A 16,961-nucleotide genomic window follows, 5' to 3' on the forward strand; every position below is an offset into this window, starting at 1 on the left:
ACGAAAGGGCCCCGGCGCATCAAGCAAGCGCCGGGGCCCTTTCCGTCATACCGTCCACGCGCTACGAGATCGCCGTCCGCAGCACCGCCACGTCCAGCTGCTCCGTCTCGTCGTGCGCGGTCAGGTCGATGACCTTGCCCACGACCCGCTCGGGGCCGGTGTGCGGCCGCTCGGCCAGGACCTCCTCGCCGACCACGTCGGCCAGGTCCTCCTCCGCGGCCGCCTCTATCGCGGCCTCGACCGCCTTCTTCTCGGCCGCGGTGCCGAAGAAGTCGAAGCTGCCCTCGGGCCGTACGGCAGGGCGGGCGACGTACGGAACCACCGCCGCCGCGACCGGCTTCGGGGCCGCGGGCAGCGCGGGAAGGGCGGCGGACGACGGGCGGACGTGCTCCCCGCTCCCGGCGGCCGCCGAGCGCTTCCCCTGCGGCTCGTCCGCCTCCCGGTCCGCCGGGGAAGCCGGGGCGGGCGACGGACGCACACCCTTCGGGGCCGGAGCCTTGGCCGCCTCCGCCGCCGCGCTGCGCGCCTCCTGCGCACGGCGTACGTACGGCAGGTTCTCCAGCGCCTTGGAGGCAGCCGCGTAGGCGGCCGGCGTCGGCGTACTGGCCGCGGCGGGCAGCGCCTTGGGGGCGTTGGCCTCCAGGGCGAGCTGGCGGCGGCCCTCCAGGGCGGTGGCCCGCTCGGTCTCCGCCGTCGCGTACCGCCGCAGCAGGGCCGCGTGTTCGCCGCGCAGCCCGGCCAGCTCCATGCGCTTGGCACGGAGCTTGGCGTCCAGGCGCCCGCGCAGCTCGCGCGACTCCTCCAGGTCCGCCTCCAGTTCGGCGATCCGCTCCTCGGTGCGCCACTGGTCGGCGGCGCGCGAGCGGGTCAGCTCGGCGACCCGGCGACCGGCCGCCCGGTCCCAGCCGCGCATCAGCACCGAGCCGGTGACGGCGGCCACCGCGGCGGCCGCGGCCAGGCTCCGCAGGGCCAGGGGCTGATCGAACAGCCAGGCGCCACCGGCGCAGAAGACAGCGGCGCCGGCGACGGCCGACGGCGAGAGGAGCCTGTGCAGAGGAGGGGAATGGCGGTGGCGTCCACGTGGCATGGCCTGAAATTTACCGTGCGTAGACGCCCAATGGAGCCCCAGCCCGCCAATCTCCCGAATCTTCTCGCAACCGCCTTCTGCGAGCCGTTCCCCGAGCCCTTCTCCGGGCGGATCTCCGAGCCGATCTCCCGGCCCCCGTTTTCGCTACTTCTTGATCAGTCCCTTCGACTGGAGATAGTCCTTCGCGACGTCGGCCGCCTTCGCCCGCTCGGCGTCCACCTTGCGGTTCAGTTCGACGAGATCACCGGTCGTCAGCGCGTTGGTGAGCTTGGCGAGCGCGTCGGCTATCTCCGGGGCGCCCGCTTCCTTCGCATTGACCACGGGAAGGACGTTGTCCGCGTTCTGGAGCTTCTTGTCGTCCTCCAGGAGCACCAGGCCGTACTGGTCCAGGGTGGCGTCGGTCGTGGTGGTCAGCACCAGCTGGTCGACGCCGTCCTTGACCGCCTGCTTGGCCTGCGGGGTGCCGACGCCCTTGGGGTCGATCCCGCCGACCTCGATGCCGTACTTGGACTTCAGGCCCGGGGCGCAGAAGGGGCGGACGGTGCACTCGTCGCCCGCCGCGATCTTGACCTTGACCTTCGACTTGCCCAGATCCGAAAGGGTCTTGAGGTTGTTCTCGGCGGCGAATTCCTTGGTCACCGCGAACGCGTTCTGGTCGACCGCAGCGCCCGCCGGGAGCACCTTGAGACCGCGCGGGGCGGCGAGCTTGGTGAGCTCGGCGACCGTCGCCGCCGCGTCGCTGGAGGCGAGCGGCTTGTCCTTCGCCTTGGCGCCGTTCACCTTGGCGTTGAGGAATTCGGTAAGCGTAGCCGCGTATTCCGGAACGACGTCGATCTCGCCCTTCTCCAGGGCGGGTTCATACAGCTCGCGGTTCTTCACCGTGGTGACCGAGGTGCCGTATCCGGCGTCGCGCAGGACCTGGGCGTACAGCTCGGCGAGGACGGCGGACTCGGTGAAGCCGGCGGCGCCGACGGTGAGCGAGCCCTTCTTGCCGCCCCCGCCGCTGCTCGCGCCGCCACTGCTGCCCTTGTCCTTGTCCTTCTCCAGGCTGTCGCCGCCGCACGCGGCCAGCGAACCGGCCAGCGCCAGCGTGCCCAGTACCGCACCGGCCGTGCGCAGGATCTTGCTCATGAACGTCCACCATCCGAGAGTCGGCGATTGCGAAAGGGAGTTACGGGGTCGTGCCCTGCGCGCGGCGGTGGCGCAGCGGGCTGAACAGCCGGTCGGCCACCACCAGCACGCCCTCGACCAGCAACGCGAGCAGCGCGGCGAGGATCGCCCCCGCGACCACCTGCGGTGTGTTGTACGTGGCGAACCCGGCCGTGATGATCCGGCCGAGGCCCCCGAGGCCCACCATGGAGGCGATCGTCGCCGTCGCCACCACCTGCACCGCGGCCGACCGCACCCCGATCATGATCAGCGGGTAGGCGAGCGGCAGCTCGACCCGGGCGAACAGCTGGCCGCCCGACATCCCCATCCCGCGCGCGGCCTCCACCACCGACCGGTCCACCTCGCGCATGCCCACGTACGCGTTGGTCAGCAGCGGCGGCACCGCGAAGAGCACGAGCGCGATGATCGTCGGCAGGTACCCCTCCTTGCGCAGCGGGGTGAGCATCAGCAGGGCCAGCACCGCGAAGACGGGCACCGCCCGGCCCACGTTGGAGATGTTGACCGCGAGCGCCCCGCCCCGCCCGATGTGCCCGAGCCACAGCGCCAGCGGCAGCGCGATCGCGCAGGCCACCAGGAGCGAGACGCCGCTCACGTACGCGTGCTCGGCCAGGCGGTGCCAGGCGCCGTCGTCGCCCGACCAGTTGGACCCCGTCGTCAGCCAGGTCCAGGCGTCGGCCATGACCCCCATCAGCGCGCCCCCGCCCTCGTCCGTATCCGTGTCCACGGAGTGAGCAGGCGCTGGAGGCCGAGCAGCAGCAGGTCCGCCACGAGCGCGAGCAGCACGCACAGCACCGAGGCGGTGAGCACCTGCGCCTTGAACGTGGACTGCACGCCGTCGCCTATGAGGTTGCCCAGGCCGCCCTTGCCGACCACCGAGCCGACCGTGGTCAGCGCCACCGTCGACACCGTCGCGATGCGCACGCCGGCCAGCAGCGCGGGCAGCGCCAGCGGCAGCTCGACCTCGAACAGCAGCCGTATCCTCCCGTACCCCATCCCCCGTGCCGCCTCGCGGACTTCGGAGGGGACGGCTTCGAGGCCGGCCAGGATGTTCCGTACGAGGATCGTCAGCGAATAGAGCACCAGGCCGGTGACGACCAGCGACGCGGAGAGCCCGAACACCGGGAGCAGCAGCGAGAACATCGCCAGCGACGGCACCGTGTAGAGCACGGTCGTCAGGGTCAGGACGGCGCCCGCGACCGCTTTACGGCCGCGCGCGAGCAGCGCCAGCGGAAAGGCGATCAGCAGCCCGATCAGCACCGAGACCACCGTGATCCAGACGTGCTGGACCGTGGCGTCGGTCAGTTCGTGGCTGCGGGAGCGCACGTACTCCCAGCAGATCCAGTCGTTGCGCACCAGGCAGTTCTGCGCGCTCACCGTGCCCCACCTCCCCCGCCGGTTCCCATGAGTCCCCCTGTCGAACGTCTGTCTGGCGACCCTAACCCCCACCACTGACAATCGCCGAGGGCCGGTGGGGGGATCCCCGCAATCACACACAGAGCGGCAACATGGGGTTCACACAGCCACGGTCACCACCGGCGACAATGGGGAACCATGATCCGATTCGAGCACGTCACCAAGCGGTACGCCGACGGCACCACCGCCGTCGACGACCTCTCCTTCGAAGTCGCCGAGGGGGAACTGGTCACGCTCGTCGGGCCGTCCGGCTGCGGCAAGACCACCACGATGAAGATGGTGAACCGGCTGATCGAGCCCACCGAGGGCCGGATATTCCTGGACGGCGAGGACATATCCACTGTCGATCCGGTCCAACTGCGGCGCCGTATCGGCTATGTCATCCAGCAGGTCGGGCTCTTCCCGCACAAGACGGTCCTGGAGAACACCGCGACCGTCCCGCACCTGCTCGGCGTCAAGCGCGCCAAGGCCCGTGAGCGCGCGGCCGAACTGCTCGACCTGGTCGGCCTCGACCCCAAGGTCCACGGGGCGCGCTACCCCGAGCAGCTCTCCGGCGGCCAGCGCCAACGGGTGGGCGTGGCACGGGCGTTGGCGGCCGACCCGCCGGTGCTCTTGATGGACGAGCCGTTCGGCGCGGTCGACCCGGTGGTGCGCGAGCGGCTGCAGAACGAGTTCCTCAAGCTCCAGTCGCAGGTCCGCAAGACCGTGCTGTTCGTCACCCACGACATCGAGGAGGCGGTCCGCCTCGGCGACCGCATCGCGGTGTACGGGCAGGGGCGCATCGAGCAGCTGGACGCCCCGGCGGCCGTCCTCGGCACCCCGGCGACCCCGTATGTCGCGGACTTCGTCGGCGCCGACCGGGGCCTGAAGCGCCTCTCGGTGACGCCCATCGAGGAGAGCGACCTGGAGCAGCCGCCGGTGGTGCGGCTCGACGACCCGCTCCCCCGCGACCTCGGCGCCCCCTGGGCGGTCGTCCTGGACGCCTCTGGGGACCTGCACGGCTGGATCTCCGCCGAGAAGGCCGCACAGGCCGGCGAAGGGGCCCGCAAGGCGACCGTGCGCGAGCACGCCCGCCGCATGGAGGCCTGGCTGCCGCTCGGCGCCTCCCTCAAGCAGGCCTTCGCGACGATGCTCCAGCACGACGCGGGGTGGATCGCGGTCATCGACCACGAGGGGACGGGCCGCTTCCTGGGCGTGCTCACCCCGGCCAGGCTGCACGAGGCGCTGCGCCGCTCGATCGACGCGGACGCCCAGGCCGTCCCCCGTACGGAAGTGGAAGTGGAATCGATCAGTTCGCGCTGAGGCGGCCGCTGATCCACTCCAGGACCGGCGGGATCTCCCGCCGCCAGGTGTTGAAGTTGTGCCCGCCGCTGTCGAGCGTGATCGACGAGACGCGCGCGGGCGACTTCACCTTCTCGATGAACTTCAGCGTCGGCTTGAGGTTGTCCTCGCCCGACTTGGAGCTGGTGACCAGGAACGACGACTTGGCCGGAGCCACGTGGTCGAGCGACCACAGCAGGTTGGAACGATTCTTCGCGGCCTTGTCGCCGTGGAAGAGATCACCGGTGGTCGGGTCGCTGGCGGCCTTGTAGTACGCCGAGAGACCGGCGCTGGCGCCGAAGGTCTCCGGGTGGTGGATGCCGATCTTCAGCGCGCAGTAGCCGCCGGTCGAGTTCCCGATGAAGCCCCAGTTCTGCGGCTTGGTGCCGACCCGGTAGGTCTGGGAGACGGCCTTGGGCAGATCCTTGGCGAAGAAGGTCTCGGTCTGCGGGCCGCCCGGAATGTCCACGCACTCGGTGTCCCGCGGCGGCGCCACGGTCGGGCGCATCATCACGAGGATCATCGGCTGCGCCTTCTTCTGCTTGACCTGCGCCCACGCCGTCTTCGGGTACCTCAGCCCCTTGATCAGGTTCTCCGCGGTGCCCGGGTAGCCGGTGAGCACCACGGCGGCCGGGAACTTCTGGTTCTCGTACTTCTTCTGGAAGTACTCGGGGGGCAGATAGACGTAGGCGGGGCTGGCTATTTTGGAGCGCTGGCCCTGGACGACCACCTTCTGGATCTCACCCCCCGCGGCGGGGTTCCCGGCACCGGGAGTGTCGGGCTTCTGCTTCCCCGTGACCTTGATGTCCTTGCTTCCGGCGGAGTGGTCGACGACCACGCCCATGCCGTTCTCCTGGCCGAACAGGTCCGCCCACGAGCCGTAGAAGAGGAAGGAGTTGTTGGCCGCGAGGCCCACCGAGGCGAAGAGCATCAGCTGAGTGCCGAGGAGCAGGCCGATCCGGCCCAGGACGGCTCGCCAGCTGCGCTTGGCCAGCTTCGGCCAGAGCCAGATGGTGAGCGCGAACAGCACCACCGCCAGTACGACGGCGAGCGCCAGAACCTTGTTGCTCGTGAGACCCATGAGTCGTCGAAACTTTCTGACTGAGATTTTCCTGAGACCGAGGGAACCCGCCCCCGGGAAGTGCCGTCCTAGAGGGCGCAAATTGTCCGGAACACAGCGGCGACCTTGTCACTGTGGCGGACAACAGAATCTCTCGCGGAGTCACGGGAAGCGATGTCTGTCAGGATAGATGGGGACAAAAAGGGTTCGGTTCCGGCCGGTGCGCGCAAAGTCCTCCGCGGACCGCGCCCCGAGACGGTACCTTCACTGGTCGGCACGGCCGCGACGTTCGTCGGCCTGCTCAACATCGCCGCCGGCATCTTCCCGCGCTTCCGCGCCAGCCGGATGCACGCCGTCACCGAGGTCCTGCCGGGTACGACGGGCCCCTTCGCGGCGGCCCTGGCCCTCAGCACCGGCGTCCTGCTGCTGCTCCTGGCGCACGGCCTGAAGCGGCGCAAGCGGCGGGCCTGGCGGGCCGCGGTCGCCCTGCTGCCGATCGGCGCGGTGGCCCAGTTCCTCTACCGGCACTCGGTCGTCGGCGTACTGATCTCGATCGCCCTGCTGGTACTGCTGGTCAGGCACCGCAGCGAGTTCACCGCGCTGCCCGACCCGCGCAGCCGCTGGAAGGCGCTGGCCAACTTCATCCTGCTCGGCTCCGGTTCGCTGGGCCTGGGCCTGGTGATCGTCTCGGTCCACCCGGGCCGGGTCGTCGGCAACCCGTCGATCGCCGACCGCATCCAGCACGTGATGTACGGCCTGTTCGGCTTCGAGGGACCCGTCGAGTACGCGGGCGACACCAGCTGGACCGTCGCCTATTCGCTGGGCGCGCTCGGCCTGCTGACCGCGATCACCACGATCTACCTGGCCTTCCGCCCCGAGCACCCGGCCGCCCGGCTCACCGAGGACGACGAGCGCCAGCTGCGCGACCTGCTCGCCAAGCACGGCGCCCGCGACTCGCTCGGCCACTTCGCGCTCCGCCGCGACAAGGCGGTCGTCTTCTCCCCCAGCGGCAAGGCGGCCGTCACCTACCGGGTGGTCTCCGGTGTGATGCTCGCCTCGGGCGACCCGATCGGCGACGTAGAGGCCTGGCCCGGCGCCATCGAGCGGTTCATGGACGAGGCCAAGGCCCACTCCTGGACCCCGGCCGTGGTCGGCTGCTCGGAGACGGGCGGCGAGGTGTGGACCCGCGAGACCGGGCTCGACGCCCTGGAACTGGGCGACGAGGCGGTGGTGGACGCCGCGGATTTCTCCCTTTCCGGACGCGCCATGCGGAACGTACGCCAGATGGTCAAGCGCATCGAGCGCAATGGCTACGAAACCCGCGTACGGCGCGTCCGTGATCTCTCCGTAGGCGAGCTGGAGCGGGTCCGGCGGGCCGCCGAGGACTGGCGCGGCACCGACACCGAGCGCGGCTTCTCCATGGCGCTGGGGCGGATCGGCGACCCGGGCGACGGCGACTGCGTGATCGCCACCGCCCACAAGGCCGACGACGGCTCGGGCGAGCCGGGCCCGTACGGCGACCTCAAGGCGATGATTCACTTCGTCCCCTGGGGAACCGACGGAATGTCGCTGGAGCTGATGCGCCGCGACCGCTCCGCCGACCCGGGTATGAACGAGCTGCTGATCGTCGCCGCGCTCCAGGCGGCGCCCAAGATCGGCATCGAACACGTCTCCCTGAACTTCGCGATGTTCCGCTCGGCCCTCGCGCGCGGCGAGAAGATCGGCGCCGGGCCGGTGCTGCGGCTCTGGCGCGGGCTGCTGGTCTTCCTGTCCCGCTGGTTCCAGATTGAGTCGCTGTACAAGTTCAACGCAAAGTTCCAGCCACGCTGGGAGCCGCGCTTCATGGTCTACCGGGCCCACGGCGACCTGCCGCGCATCGGCTTCGCGGTGATGCAGGCGGAGGGCTTCGTGAACCTCGCCCTGCCACGCCCGTTCACCCGCTTCAGCCGAGCCCACCGCCAGCGCCCGTGCGCCCACCTGACGGCAACGGAGGGCGAGAGAGCGGTACGGGCGGCGTAGCGCCCGTTTAAGGGGCGCGGGGAACTGCGCGAGCAACCCCTACGGTCCGCAGCTGGTAGAGGTCCGAAAAAAGGGGCCCGGGGAAAATCCCCGGGCCTCCTTTCGCGTTACGCGGAGGCGGTCTCCGCAGCCTTCTCGGTCACAGCAGCCTCCGGCTGCTCCGGCTCAGCCGACCGCCGGTCGGAGTGCAGCCCGACCAGAGCAACCACCACGACCAGCAGGAACGCGGCCCCCGCGAGCGCGAAGCTCAGCGTGAACTGGCTCTCCTGCGGCAGCGCCGGCACCCCGGCGGGCAGGTGCTCGATCGTCTTGGAGGCGAGCAGCGACGTGATCACCGCACTGGCGATCGCGCTGCCGACCGACCGCGAGATCGAGTTGATGCCGTTGGCGATACCCGTCTGGTGGTGCGGGACGCTCGCCACGATCAGCGCGGGCATCGCCGCGTAACCGAAGCTGATGGCGACACCGATCACCATGCCGGCCATGATCACCGAGGCGCTGGAGTCGTGCGCGCCGGTCAGCCAGGCGAAGCCGAGGACACCGAACGCGGCACCGGCGGTCAGCGTGAAGCGGGCGCCGATGCGGCGGACCAGCATGCCGCCGATCTGGGCCGCGAGCAGCGACATGATCGTGGTGGGCAGCAGGTACTCGACGGAGGCGCGCAGCACCGACGCGGTGAAGCCGTAACCGGTGACCTTCTCCGGCATCTGCACCAGGTACGAGACACCGATGAACTGCGAGAACATCGCGAAGCCGAGCAGCAGACCGGCCAGGTTGGTGAAGAGCACCGGGCGGTGGGCGAACATCTTCATGTCCACCATGGGCTCCTTGACCTTGCGCTCGACCAGGACCCAGACCCCGGCCATGACGACGGCCGCGACGAACAGGCCGAGGGTGCGGGCCGAGGTCCAGCCCCACTCGTGGCCCTGCGAGATCGGCAGCAGCAGGAGGACCAGGAGGGCCGCCAGCGTGCCGGCGCCCAGCCAGTCGGTGCGCCCGCCGGGCTTGTGGCGCGAGGCCGGGACGCCCGCGACGACGGCGACCAGGGCGACGACGGCGAGCACGGCGGCCAGCCAGAAGACGCGGTGGTAGTCGGGGTTGTCGCCCTGGGTCAGCAGGCCCGCGCCCACCAGGGCGAGGCCGCTGCCGAACGCCAGGGTGCCGCTGACCAGCGCCATCGCGCCGTGCAGCTTCTCCGGGCGGATCTCCTCGCGCAGGACCGAGAGGGCCAGCGGGAAGATCGCGGTGGCGGCGCCCTGCATGACGCGGCCGATGATCAGCCAGAGCAGCGAGCTGGTGGTGGCCGCGAGGACCGAGCCCGCGACCATCAGCACCAGGACGCCTATGAGCGTGGGCTTCTTGCCGTGCATGTCGCCGAAGCGGCCGAGCAGCGGGGTGAAGACGGCGGCGGAGAGGAGGGTCGCGGTGGTGACCCAGCTGACGTTGGCGGTGGAGGTGCCGAGGTCGTTCTGGATGATGCCGAGGATCGGCACGACCAGGGTCTGCATCATCGAGACGACCATGGCGGCCAGCCCGAGGACCAGGACGAGCGCGGGGCCGCCGGTGGGGCGCGTGGGCGCCACGTGATGTGTGGGAGTCACGGTTTCTTCCGTAGGAGTCCGTAGGGAGGGGTCGCTTGAGGTCGCCGATACTTGACTACCTCAAGTGCTTGATTACCCCAAGCAACTAGACTGACGGTAAACCTCAAAGGTTGAGATCGTCAAGTTTCTCGCGGTAAGGTGGCGTCATGTCTGGAACCAGCCGCCCGGCCGCCGTGACCGACGCCGTCACGAACGACGCGCTCATGGACGCCCTCTGGGACTCCCTGGCGGACTACTACGGCGACTTCACCGCGTCCGCCGCCGAGGCCGGCCTCACCGCCAGCCAGGCCAAGGCCCTCACCGTGCTGCGCCGGGGCCCCGCCGCGATGCGCTCCCTCGCCACCACGCTCCACTGCGACGCCTCCAACATCACCGGCATCGTGGACCGCCTCGAAACCAGAGGCCTGGTCCGCCGCGAACCCAGCCCCACCGACCGCCGCGTCAAGAACGTCCTGCTCACCGACGACGGCCTCCGCACCGTCGAATCGATCCGGGCGGGCATGCACGGCACCCACAGCGCCCTGGACGCCCTGGACGGCGCCGACCGCGGCGCCCTCCACGAACTGCTGCGGCGCCTGTTCGCCGGCCCCGCCGCCCGCCCGGGCCAGGGCCCGCGGGCCCTCGGCTGAGGTCCGGCCGGGGTCCCGCCGGGGTCCCGCCGACGTCTGGTCCGAGGACCACCGGCTGACGCCTACGCTGGACGTATGAGTACGTTGCGCCGACGGGGCACGGTGACCGGGCTGCCCGAATGGGACCGCTGTGCGGTCATGGGCGTGGTCAACGTCACGCCCGACTCCTTCTCCGACGGCGGCCGCTGGTTCGACACCGCCGCCGCCGTCAAGCACGGCCTCGACCTCGTCGCCGAGGGCGCCGACCTGGTGGACGTCGGCGGCGAGTCCACCCGCCCCGGCGCCTCCCGCGTCGACGAGGACGAGGAGCTGCGCCGGGTCGTCCCCGTGGTGCGCGGCCTCGCCTCCGAAGGCGTCACCGTCTCCGTCGACACCATGCGCGCCACCGTCGCCGAACAGGCCGTCGCCGCGGGCGCGTTGCTGGTCAACGACGTCAGCGGCGGCCTCGCCGACCCCCACATGATCCCCGTGGTGGCCGCCACCGAAGCCCCCTTCGTCGTCATGCACTGGCGCGGCTTCAGCCAGGACATGAACAGCCGCGCGGTGTACGCGGACGTGGTCGCCGAAGTCGTCGCCGAGCTCCACGCGCGCGTGGAGGCCGTCGTCGCCGGCGGCATCGCCCCCGAGCGGATCGTCCTCGACCCCGGCCTCGGCTTCGCCAAGCAGGCCGAACACGACCTGGCGCTCGTCGCCCACCTGGCCGAGCTGCGCGCCCTGGGCCGCCCCCTGCTCGTCGCCGCCTCCCGCAAGCGGTTCCTGGGCCACGTACTCGCCGGGGACGGCTCAGGCCCGCCCCCCGCCCGCGAGCGGGACGCCGCCACCGCCGCCGTCTCCGCCATCGCCGCCCACGAGGGCGCCTGGGCGGTCCGGGTCCACGAGGTCCGCGCCACCGCCGACGCCGTACGCGTCGCGCGCGCCGTCGAAGGAGCGTCGGGCGGCCCGGCCCGGCCCGCCGAGGGAACCGCGTGACGGCCCGCACCGACGTCGAGGCCGTCGAACTGGCCAACACCGCGTTCTACGAGACGCTGGAGCGCGGCGACTTCGACGAGCTCTCCGAGCTCTGGCTGAGCGCCACCGACGCCGGGGACACCTCGATCTCCTGCGTCCATCCCGGCTGGCCGGTCCTCTCCGGCCGCGGCGAGGTGCTCCGCTCGTACGCGCTGATCATGGCGAACACGGACTACATCCAGTTCTTCCTCACCGATGTGAAGGTCGTCGTCCTCACCGACACCGCCCTGGTCACCTGCACCGAGAACATCCTCAGCGGCGGCCCCGCCCAGGAGAGCGGCGAGCTCGGACCGCTGGTGGGCCAGCTGGTGGTCGCCACGAATGTGTTCCGCCGCACACCCGAGGGCTGGAAGCTCTGGTCCCACCACGGCTCCCCCGTCCTGGCCGAAACGGGCGACGACGAGGGTTCCGAGAGCTGAAGCCGGGGCTTCCGCTGGTTGAAGACGGGGATTACCAGGATTGAAACAGGGGGCTCGGGGTAGGGGCGGGTACCAGTCCTGACGCCGTCTGTCCATAGCCCCCGTGGGCGAGCGTTGTCAGTGCCCGCAGGTAGATTCGATGGTGGGTATCGAGCCGCCCGCACGCGGCGGGTGCCCGACCCGACCAACGACAGCAGGAGTGATTCGCGTGGATCGTGTCGCGCTGCGCGGCCTCAAGGCCCGCGGGCACCATGGCGTCTTCCCCCGGGAGCGCGAAGAGGGCCAGACCTTCATCGTGGACCTGGTGCTCGGCCTCGACACCCGCCCCGCGGCGGCCGACGACGACCTGGCGAAGACCGTGCACTACGGAGTGGTGGCCGAGGAAGTCGTGGACGTCGTCCAGGGCGAGCCGGTCGACCTGATCGAGACGCTGGCCGAGCGCATCGCCCAGCAGTGCCTGAAGCACGCGGGGGTCCAGCAGGTGGAGGTGTGCGTCCACAAGCCGGACGCGCCGATCACCGTCCCCTTCGACGACGTGACCATCACCATCACCCGGAGCCGAGTATGACTGTGTTCTCCCACGAGAGCCCGCAGAGCGACCCGACCGTGCAGCCGGTGCCCGCCTCCGTGGTCGAGCAGGTGGACGCGGCCGACGTCACCCTCTCCAACCCGAAACGGGCCGTGATCTCCCTCGGCTCCAACCTCGGCAACCGCCTGGAGACGCTCCAGGGCGCGATCGACGCGCTGGAGGACACGCCGGGCCTGCGGGTCAAGGCGGTCTCCCCGGTGTACGAGACGGAGCCGTGGGGCGTCGCCCCGGGCTCCCAGCCCTCGTACTTCAACGCCGTGGTCGTAGTGAAGACGACGCTCCCCCCGACCTCCCTCCTCGAACGCGGCCAGGCCATCGAAGAGGCCTTCGACCGGGTCCGCGAGGAGCGCTGGGGCCCGCGCACGATCGACGTCGACATCGTTGCCTACGCCGATCTCATCGTGGACGACCCGGTCCTGACGCTGCCCCACCCGCGCGCCCACGAGCGGGCGTTCGTCCTCGCCCCCTGGCACGACGTGGACCCGGAGGCCCAGCTGCCCGGCCGCGGCCCGGTCGCCGCGCTGCTCGCCGCGATCGGCCGCGAAGGCGTGCTGCCGCGCCCCGACCTGGAACTCCGCCTGCCCGAGTAGTCGTTAGGCTGCTGACGGCGAGTAGGTTCCGAACGAAGGGCACTCTTCGGTGAAACAACTGAGGCTGGGCGTACTGGCGGGACTCTTCGCCGTCGCCGGAGTGCTCTCCTGGGCAGGGGCCCGGCTGTGGGACTCCCTGGGCACCCTGCCGAGAGTCCCGCTGGCCGCGCCGATCGTGCTGGCCGTGATCGCGGTCATCCTCCTCGCCACGGCCCTGTCCATCCGCTCCCGCCTGCGCGCCCAGCGCGAGCGCCGCCCCGGCGCGAAGGGCGTGGAGCCCCTGATGGCGGCCCGCGCCGTGGTCTTCGGCCAGTCCAGCGCCCTGGTGGCCGCCCTGGTCTCGGGGATGTACGGCGGCACGGGCGTCTTCCTCCTGGGCTCCCTGGACATCCCGGCCCGCCGCGACCAGGCGATCTACGCGGGCTTCTCGGTAGCGGCCGGCATCGCGGTGGTAGCGGCGGCGTTCTTCCTGGAACGAGTCTGCAAACTCCCGGACGACGAGGACGAGGGGACGGCGCCGGCGGGGTGAGGACGTGCCACGGCCCCGCACCCCATGAGGGGTGCGGGGCCGTGGCACGTCCGGCGGAGCGCTAGCGCGCCATGATGAGGCTCATCGCCTCCGCGCGCGTCGCGGGGTCGCGCAGCTGGCCGCGGACCGCCGAGGTGATCGTCTTGGCCCCGGGCTTGCGCACCCCGCGCATGGTCATGCACATGTGCTCGCACTCCACGACGACGATGACCCCGCGCGGCTCCAGGATCTCCATCAGGGAGTCCGCGATCTGCGTGGTCAGGCGCTCCTGGACCTGGGGGCGGCGGGCGAACACATCGACCAGCCGGGCCAGCTTCGACAGGCCGGTGATCTTCCCGTCCGCCGACGGGATGTACCCGACGTGGGCCACGCCCACGAACGGGACCAGATGATGTTCACAGCTGCTCATGACTTCGATGTCCTTCACGAGGACCATCTCGTCGTGTCCGAGGTCGAACGTCGTGGTGAGCACGTCCTGGGGCTTCTGCCACAGGCCCGCGAATATCTCCCGATAAGCCCGAGCAACCCGCCCCGGAGTCTCCCGCAGCCCCTCCCGGTCCGGGTCCTCGCCGACCGCGATGAGGAGTTCGCGCACGGCGGCCTCGGCGCGCTTCTCGTCGAATTCGCCGATGGGGCCCTCGCCGTCCAGCGTCACCGGGTCGGTCATCTGTGCCTCGTTCCTCGTTCGTGTGCTTGGGCGTACGACAGCGCCGCGCCCCCACAGGCTAAAACCTGGGGGGCGCGGCGTGCATTCCGGGTCCGAGGAACCGGAGGTCAGCTCTCGGGGCGGTCTTCCACGCCCGGGAGCTGCTCGGCCGGGACCGAGTCGGTCGGTGCCGCGCCGTTGGCGGTGGAAACGCCGTTGGTCAGGGCCAGTTCCCTGGGCGACAGGACCGGGGGGCGGGTCGACGGCGTACGCCGCGACGAGCCCGTCCAGGCCGGGCGCGCGGGGCGCCGGACGATGGGGGCGAAGATCTCGGCGATCTGCTCCTTGCCCAGCGTCTCCTTCTCCAGGAGCTGGAGGACCAGGTTGTCGAGGACGTCGCGGTTCTCGACGAGGATCTCCCAGGCCTCGTTGTGCGCCGTCTCGATGAGCTTCTTGACCTCTTCGTCGACGAGCGCCGCGACCTCTTCCGAGTAGTCGCGCTGGTGCGCCATCTCACGGCCCAGGAACGGCTCCGTGTTGTCGCCGCCGAACTTGATCGCGCCGAGCCGCTCGGTCATGCCGTACTGCGTGACCATCGCGCGGGCGGTGGCCGTGGCCTTCTCGATGTCGTTCGCCGCGCCCGTGGTCGGGTCGTGGAAGACGAGCTCCTCGGCCGCGCGCCCGCCCAGCATGTAGGCGAGCTGGTCGAGCATCTCGTTGCGCGTGGTCGAGTACTTGTCCTCGTCCGGCAGGACCATCGTGTAGCCGAGGGCCCGGCCGCGCGACAGGATCGTGATCTTGTGGACCGGGTCCGAGTTCGGGGAAGCGGCCGCGACCAGGGCGTGTCCGCCCTCGTGGTACGCGGTGATCTTCTTCTCCTTGTCGGACATGATCCGGGTCCGCTTCTGCGGGCCCGCCACGACGCGGTCGATCGCCTCGTCCAGCATGTTGTTGTCGATCAGCTTCTGGTTGCTGCGCGCCGTGAGGAGCGCCGCTTCGTTCAGCACGTTCGACAGGTCGGCGCCGGTGAAGCCGGGGGTGCGCCGGGCGACGGCCGCGAGGTCGACGTCCGGGGCGACCGGCTTGCCCTTCTGGTGGACCTTGAGGATCTCCAGACGGCCCTGCATGTCCGGGCGGTCGACCGCGATCTGGCGGTCGAAGCGGCCGGGGCGCAGGAGGGCCGGGTCGAGGATGTCGGGCCGGTTGGTGGCGGCGATCAGGATGACGCCGCCCTTGACGTCGAAGCCGTCCATCTCGACGAGCAGCTGGTTGAGCGTCTGCTCGCGCTCGTCGTGGCCGCCGCCGAGGCCCGCGCCGCGGTGCCGGCCGACGGCGTCGATCTCGTCGACGAAGACGATCGCCGGGGCGTTCGCCTTGGCCTGCTCGAAGAGGTCGCGGACGCGGGAGGCGCCGACGCCGACGAACATCTCGACGAAGTCGGAGCCGGAGATCGAGTAGAAGGGGACGCCGGCCTCGCCCGCGACGGCGCGCGCGAGGAGGGTCTTGCCGGTGCCGGGCGGGCCGTAGAGCAGCACGCCCTTGGGGATCTTGGCGCCGACGGCCTGGAACTTCGCCGGCTCCTGGAGGAACTCCTTGATCTCGTGGAGCTCCTCGACGGCCTCGTCCGCGCCCGCCACGTCGGCGAACGTCGTCTTCGGGGTGTCCTTGGTGATGAGCTTGGCCTTGGACTTCCCGAAGTTCATGACCCGGGAGCCGCCGCCCTGCATCTGGTTCATCAGGAACAGGAAGACGACGACGATGAGGACGAAGGGGAGCAGCGAGAGCAGGATCCCCACGATCGGGTTCTGCTTCGAGGGGGAGACCGTGTAGCCCTTGGTGAGGTCTCCGCTGTCGAACTTGCCCTGCAGCTTGTTGGCCAGGCTGGTGCCCTGGGCGTCGCCGATGTAGCTCGCCTGGATCTTGCCGGCGCCCTTGACCTTCTGGCCGTCCTTGAGATCGACCTTGATGACCGACTCGTCGCCGGTGGTGATCTTGGCTTGGTCTACCTGGTTCTTGTCGATCGCCTGGACGACCTCAGAGGTGTCCACCGTCTTGTAGCCGCCCGACGAGCCGACGACCTGCATCAACACGACCACGGCGAGGACGGCCAGCACGATCCACATGACCGGCCCACGGAAGTATCGCTTCACGTCCATCCATACGGAGCGAGAACGCCCCGTCCCTCCTGCCCGTAGGTAAATGCTGCTGTGAGTAAAGAGTGTTCTTCGGACGGTACCCCAGCATTGTCACCCGCGGCCGCAAGGGACGGCTGGCAAACCCGCCTTCCCCAACTCCAACGCGGGAAGGGGGCTCTGGGTTCCCGACCGGGTTCCCGGCTCAGCCGCCGTAGACGTGCGGAGCGAGGGTCCCGACAAAGGGGAGATTGCGGTACTTCTCGGCGTAGTCGAGACCGTATCCGACGACGAATTCATTCGGAATGTCGAATCCGATCCACTTCACGTCGATCGCGACCTTCGCGGCGTCAGGCTTACGGAGCAGCGTGCAGACCTCGAGAGAGGCGGGCTCGCGGGATCCGAGGTTGGAGAGCAGCCAGGACAGCGTGAGGCCGGAGTCGATGATGTCCTCGACGATCAGGACGTGCTTGCCCTTGATGTCGGTGTCGAGGTCCTTGAGGATGCGGACGACGCCGGAGGACTGGGTGCCCGCGCCGTAGGAGGAGACGGCCATCCAGTCCATGGTGACCGGGGTGGACAGCGCGCGCGCCAGGTCCGCCATGACCATCACGGCACCCTTGAGGACGCCGACGATCAGGAGGTCCTTGCCCGCGTACTCCGCGTCGATCTTCGCGGCCAGCTCGGCCAGCTTGGCGTCGATCTCTTCCTTGGTGATGAGCACCGACTGGAGGTCGGTGCCCATGTCC

Annotated in this window: 17 protein-coding genes; 8 read left to right on the forward strand and 9 right to left on the reverse strand. The window is 70.3% G+C overall.

What is annotated here, in order from left to right; translation table 11 throughout:
• Nucleotides 1–61: 61 nt before the first annotated feature.
• The 4 genes from QIY60_RS10990 to QIY60_RS11005 all read right to left on the reverse strand — a co-directional run bounded on the left by QIY60_RS10990 (nt 62) and on the right by QIY60_RS11005 (nt 3,631).
• Nucleotides 62–1,087, reverse strand: a complete 1,026-nt coding sequence (locus tag QIY60_RS10990; RefSeq protein ID WP_283142240.1) for a hypothetical protein — start codon at nt 1,085–1,087, stop codon at nt 62–64.
• A gap of 144 nt (nt 1,088–1,231) precedes the next feature.
• On the reverse strand, nt 1,232–2,218 hold the full coding sequence (locus QIY60_RS10995; protein ID WP_283142241.1) for an ABC transporter substrate-binding protein: 987 nt from the start codon (nt 2,216–2,218) through the stop codon (nt 1,232–1,234).
• A 40-nt stretch (nt 2,219–2,258) separates the two neighbouring features.
• Nucleotides 2,259–2,945 (reverse strand): ABC transporter permease, encoded by a 687-nt coding sequence (locus QIY60_RS11000; protein WP_190092652.1) that lies wholly within the window; start codon nt 2,943–2,945, stop codon nt 2,259–2,261.
• Nucleotides 2,945–3,631: an ABC transporter permease gene (locus QIY60_RS11005; protein WP_283142242.1), complete on the reverse strand. Its 687-nt coding sequence runs from the start codon at nt 3,629–3,631 to the stop codon at nt 2,945–2,947. The genes QIY60_RS11000 and QIY60_RS11005 overlap by 1 nt, the downstream gene beginning before the upstream one ends.
• Before the next feature lie 177 nt (nt 3,632–3,808).
• On the opposite strand from QIY60_RS11005, the gene QIY60_RS11010 reads away from it, so the two are divergent.
• The gene (locus tag QIY60_RS11010; RefSeq protein ID WP_283142243.1) at nt 3,809–4,972 is read left to right on the forward strand and encodes a betaine/proline/choline family ABC transporter ATP-binding protein; all 1,164 of its coding nucleotides are present in this window, start codon (nt 3,809–3,811) and stop codon (nt 4,970–4,972) included.
• On the opposite strand, the gene QIY60_RS11015 is transcribed toward QIY60_RS11010, so the two are convergent.
• Nucleotides 4,959–6,071 (reverse strand): alpha/beta hydrolase-fold protein, encoded by a 1,113-nt coding sequence (locus QIY60_RS11015; RefSeq protein WP_283142244.1) that lies wholly within the window; start codon nt 6,069–6,071, stop codon nt 4,959–4,961. The two genes, QIY60_RS11010 and QIY60_RS11015, sit on opposite strands and share 14 nt — an antisense overlap.
• A gap of 153 nt (nt 6,072–6,224) precedes the next feature.
• Here QIY60_RS11015 and QIY60_RS11020 point away from each other — a divergent pair, with 153 nt between their 5' ends.
• Entirely contained in the window at nt 6,225–8,069 is a 1,845-nt protein-coding gene (locus QIY60_RS11020; RefSeq protein WP_283142245.1) for a phosphatidylglycerol lysyltransferase domain-containing protein, read from the forward strand.
• 107 nt (nt 8,070–8,176) lie between these two features.
• Here QIY60_RS11020 and QIY60_RS11025 read toward each other — a convergent pair whose 3' ends face one another.
• A complete protein-coding gene (locus QIY60_RS11025) occupies nt 8,177–9,652 on the reverse strand; it encodes an MFS transporter (protein ID WP_283145894.1) in 1,476 nt (491 codons plus the stop codon).
• Between the two features lie 221 nt (nt 9,653–9,873).
• On the opposite strand from QIY60_RS11025, the gene QIY60_RS11030 reads away from it, so the two are divergent.
• The 6 genes from QIY60_RS11030 to QIY60_RS11055 all read left to right on the forward strand — a co-directional run bounded on the left by QIY60_RS11030 (nt 9,874) and on the right by QIY60_RS11055 (nt 13,434).
• A complete protein-coding gene (locus tag QIY60_RS11030) occupies nt 9,874–10,299 on the forward strand; it encodes a MarR family transcriptional regulator (RefSeq protein ID WP_283145895.1) in 426 nt (141 codons plus the stop codon).
• Between the two features lie 75 nt (nt 10,300–10,374).
• Entirely contained in the window at nt 10,375–11,268 is an 894-nt protein-coding gene (folP, locus tag QIY60_RS11035; protein WP_283142246.1) for a dihydropteroate synthase, read from the forward strand.
• On the forward strand, nt 11,265–11,726 hold the full coding sequence (locus QIY60_RS11040) for a nuclear transport factor 2 family protein (protein WP_283142247.1): 462 nt from the start codon (nt 11,265–11,267) through the stop codon (nt 11,724–11,726). The genes folP and QIY60_RS11040 overlap by 4 nt, the downstream gene beginning before the upstream one ends.
• 208 nt (nt 11,727–11,934) lie before the next feature.
• Nucleotides 11,935–12,294: a dihydroneopterin aldolase gene (gene folB, locus QIY60_RS11045; protein ID WP_101389407.1), complete on the forward strand. Its 360-nt coding sequence runs from the start codon at nt 11,935–11,937 to the stop codon at nt 12,292–12,294.
• Nucleotides 12,291–12,905, forward strand: coding sequence for a 2-amino-4-hydroxy-6-hydroxymethyldihydropteridine diphosphokinase (gene folK / locus QIY60_RS11050; RefSeq protein ID WP_283142248.1), 615 nt, complete (start codon nt 12,291–12,293; stop codon nt 12,903–12,905). The genes folB and folK overlap by 4 nt, the downstream gene beginning before the upstream one ends.
• A gap of 49 nt (nt 12,906–12,954) precedes the next feature.
• On the forward strand, nt 12,955–13,434 hold the full coding sequence (locus QIY60_RS11055) for a DUF3180 domain-containing protein (RefSeq protein WP_283142249.1): 480 nt from the start codon (nt 12,955–12,957) through the stop codon (nt 13,432–13,434).
• A gap of 61 nt (nt 13,435–13,495) precedes the next feature.
• Here QIY60_RS11055 and folE read toward each other — a convergent pair whose 3' ends face one another.
• From folE to hpt, 3 genes are all read right to left on the reverse strand, one after another.
• Nucleotides 13,496–14,101: a GTP cyclohydrolase I FolE gene (gene folE / locus QIY60_RS11060; RefSeq protein WP_283142250.1), complete on the reverse strand. Its 606-nt coding sequence runs from the start codon at nt 14,099–14,101 to the stop codon at nt 13,496–13,498.
• A 107-nt stretch (nt 14,102–14,208) separates the two neighbouring features.
• Nucleotides 14,209–16,236: an ATP-dependent zinc metalloprotease FtsH gene (ftsH, locus tag QIY60_RS11065; RefSeq protein WP_283142251.1), complete on the reverse strand. Its 2,028-nt coding sequence runs from the start codon at nt 16,234–16,236 to the stop codon at nt 14,209–14,211.
• Between the two features lie 181 nt (nt 16,237–16,417).
• Nucleotides 16,418–16,957 (reverse strand): hypoxanthine phosphoribosyltransferase, encoded by a 540-nt coding sequence (gene hpt / locus QIY60_RS11070; RefSeq protein ID WP_067161225.1) that lies wholly within the window; start codon nt 16,955–16,957, stop codon nt 16,418–16,420.
• Nucleotides 16,958–16,961: the final 4 nt, after the last annotated feature.

Source organism: Streptomyces sp. BPTC-684, from assembly GCF_030028635.1.
In the GTDB taxonomy this organism is placed as follows: domain Bacteria; phylum Actinomycetota; class Actinomycetes; order Streptomycetales; family Streptomycetaceae; genus Streptomyces; species Streptomyces noboritoensis.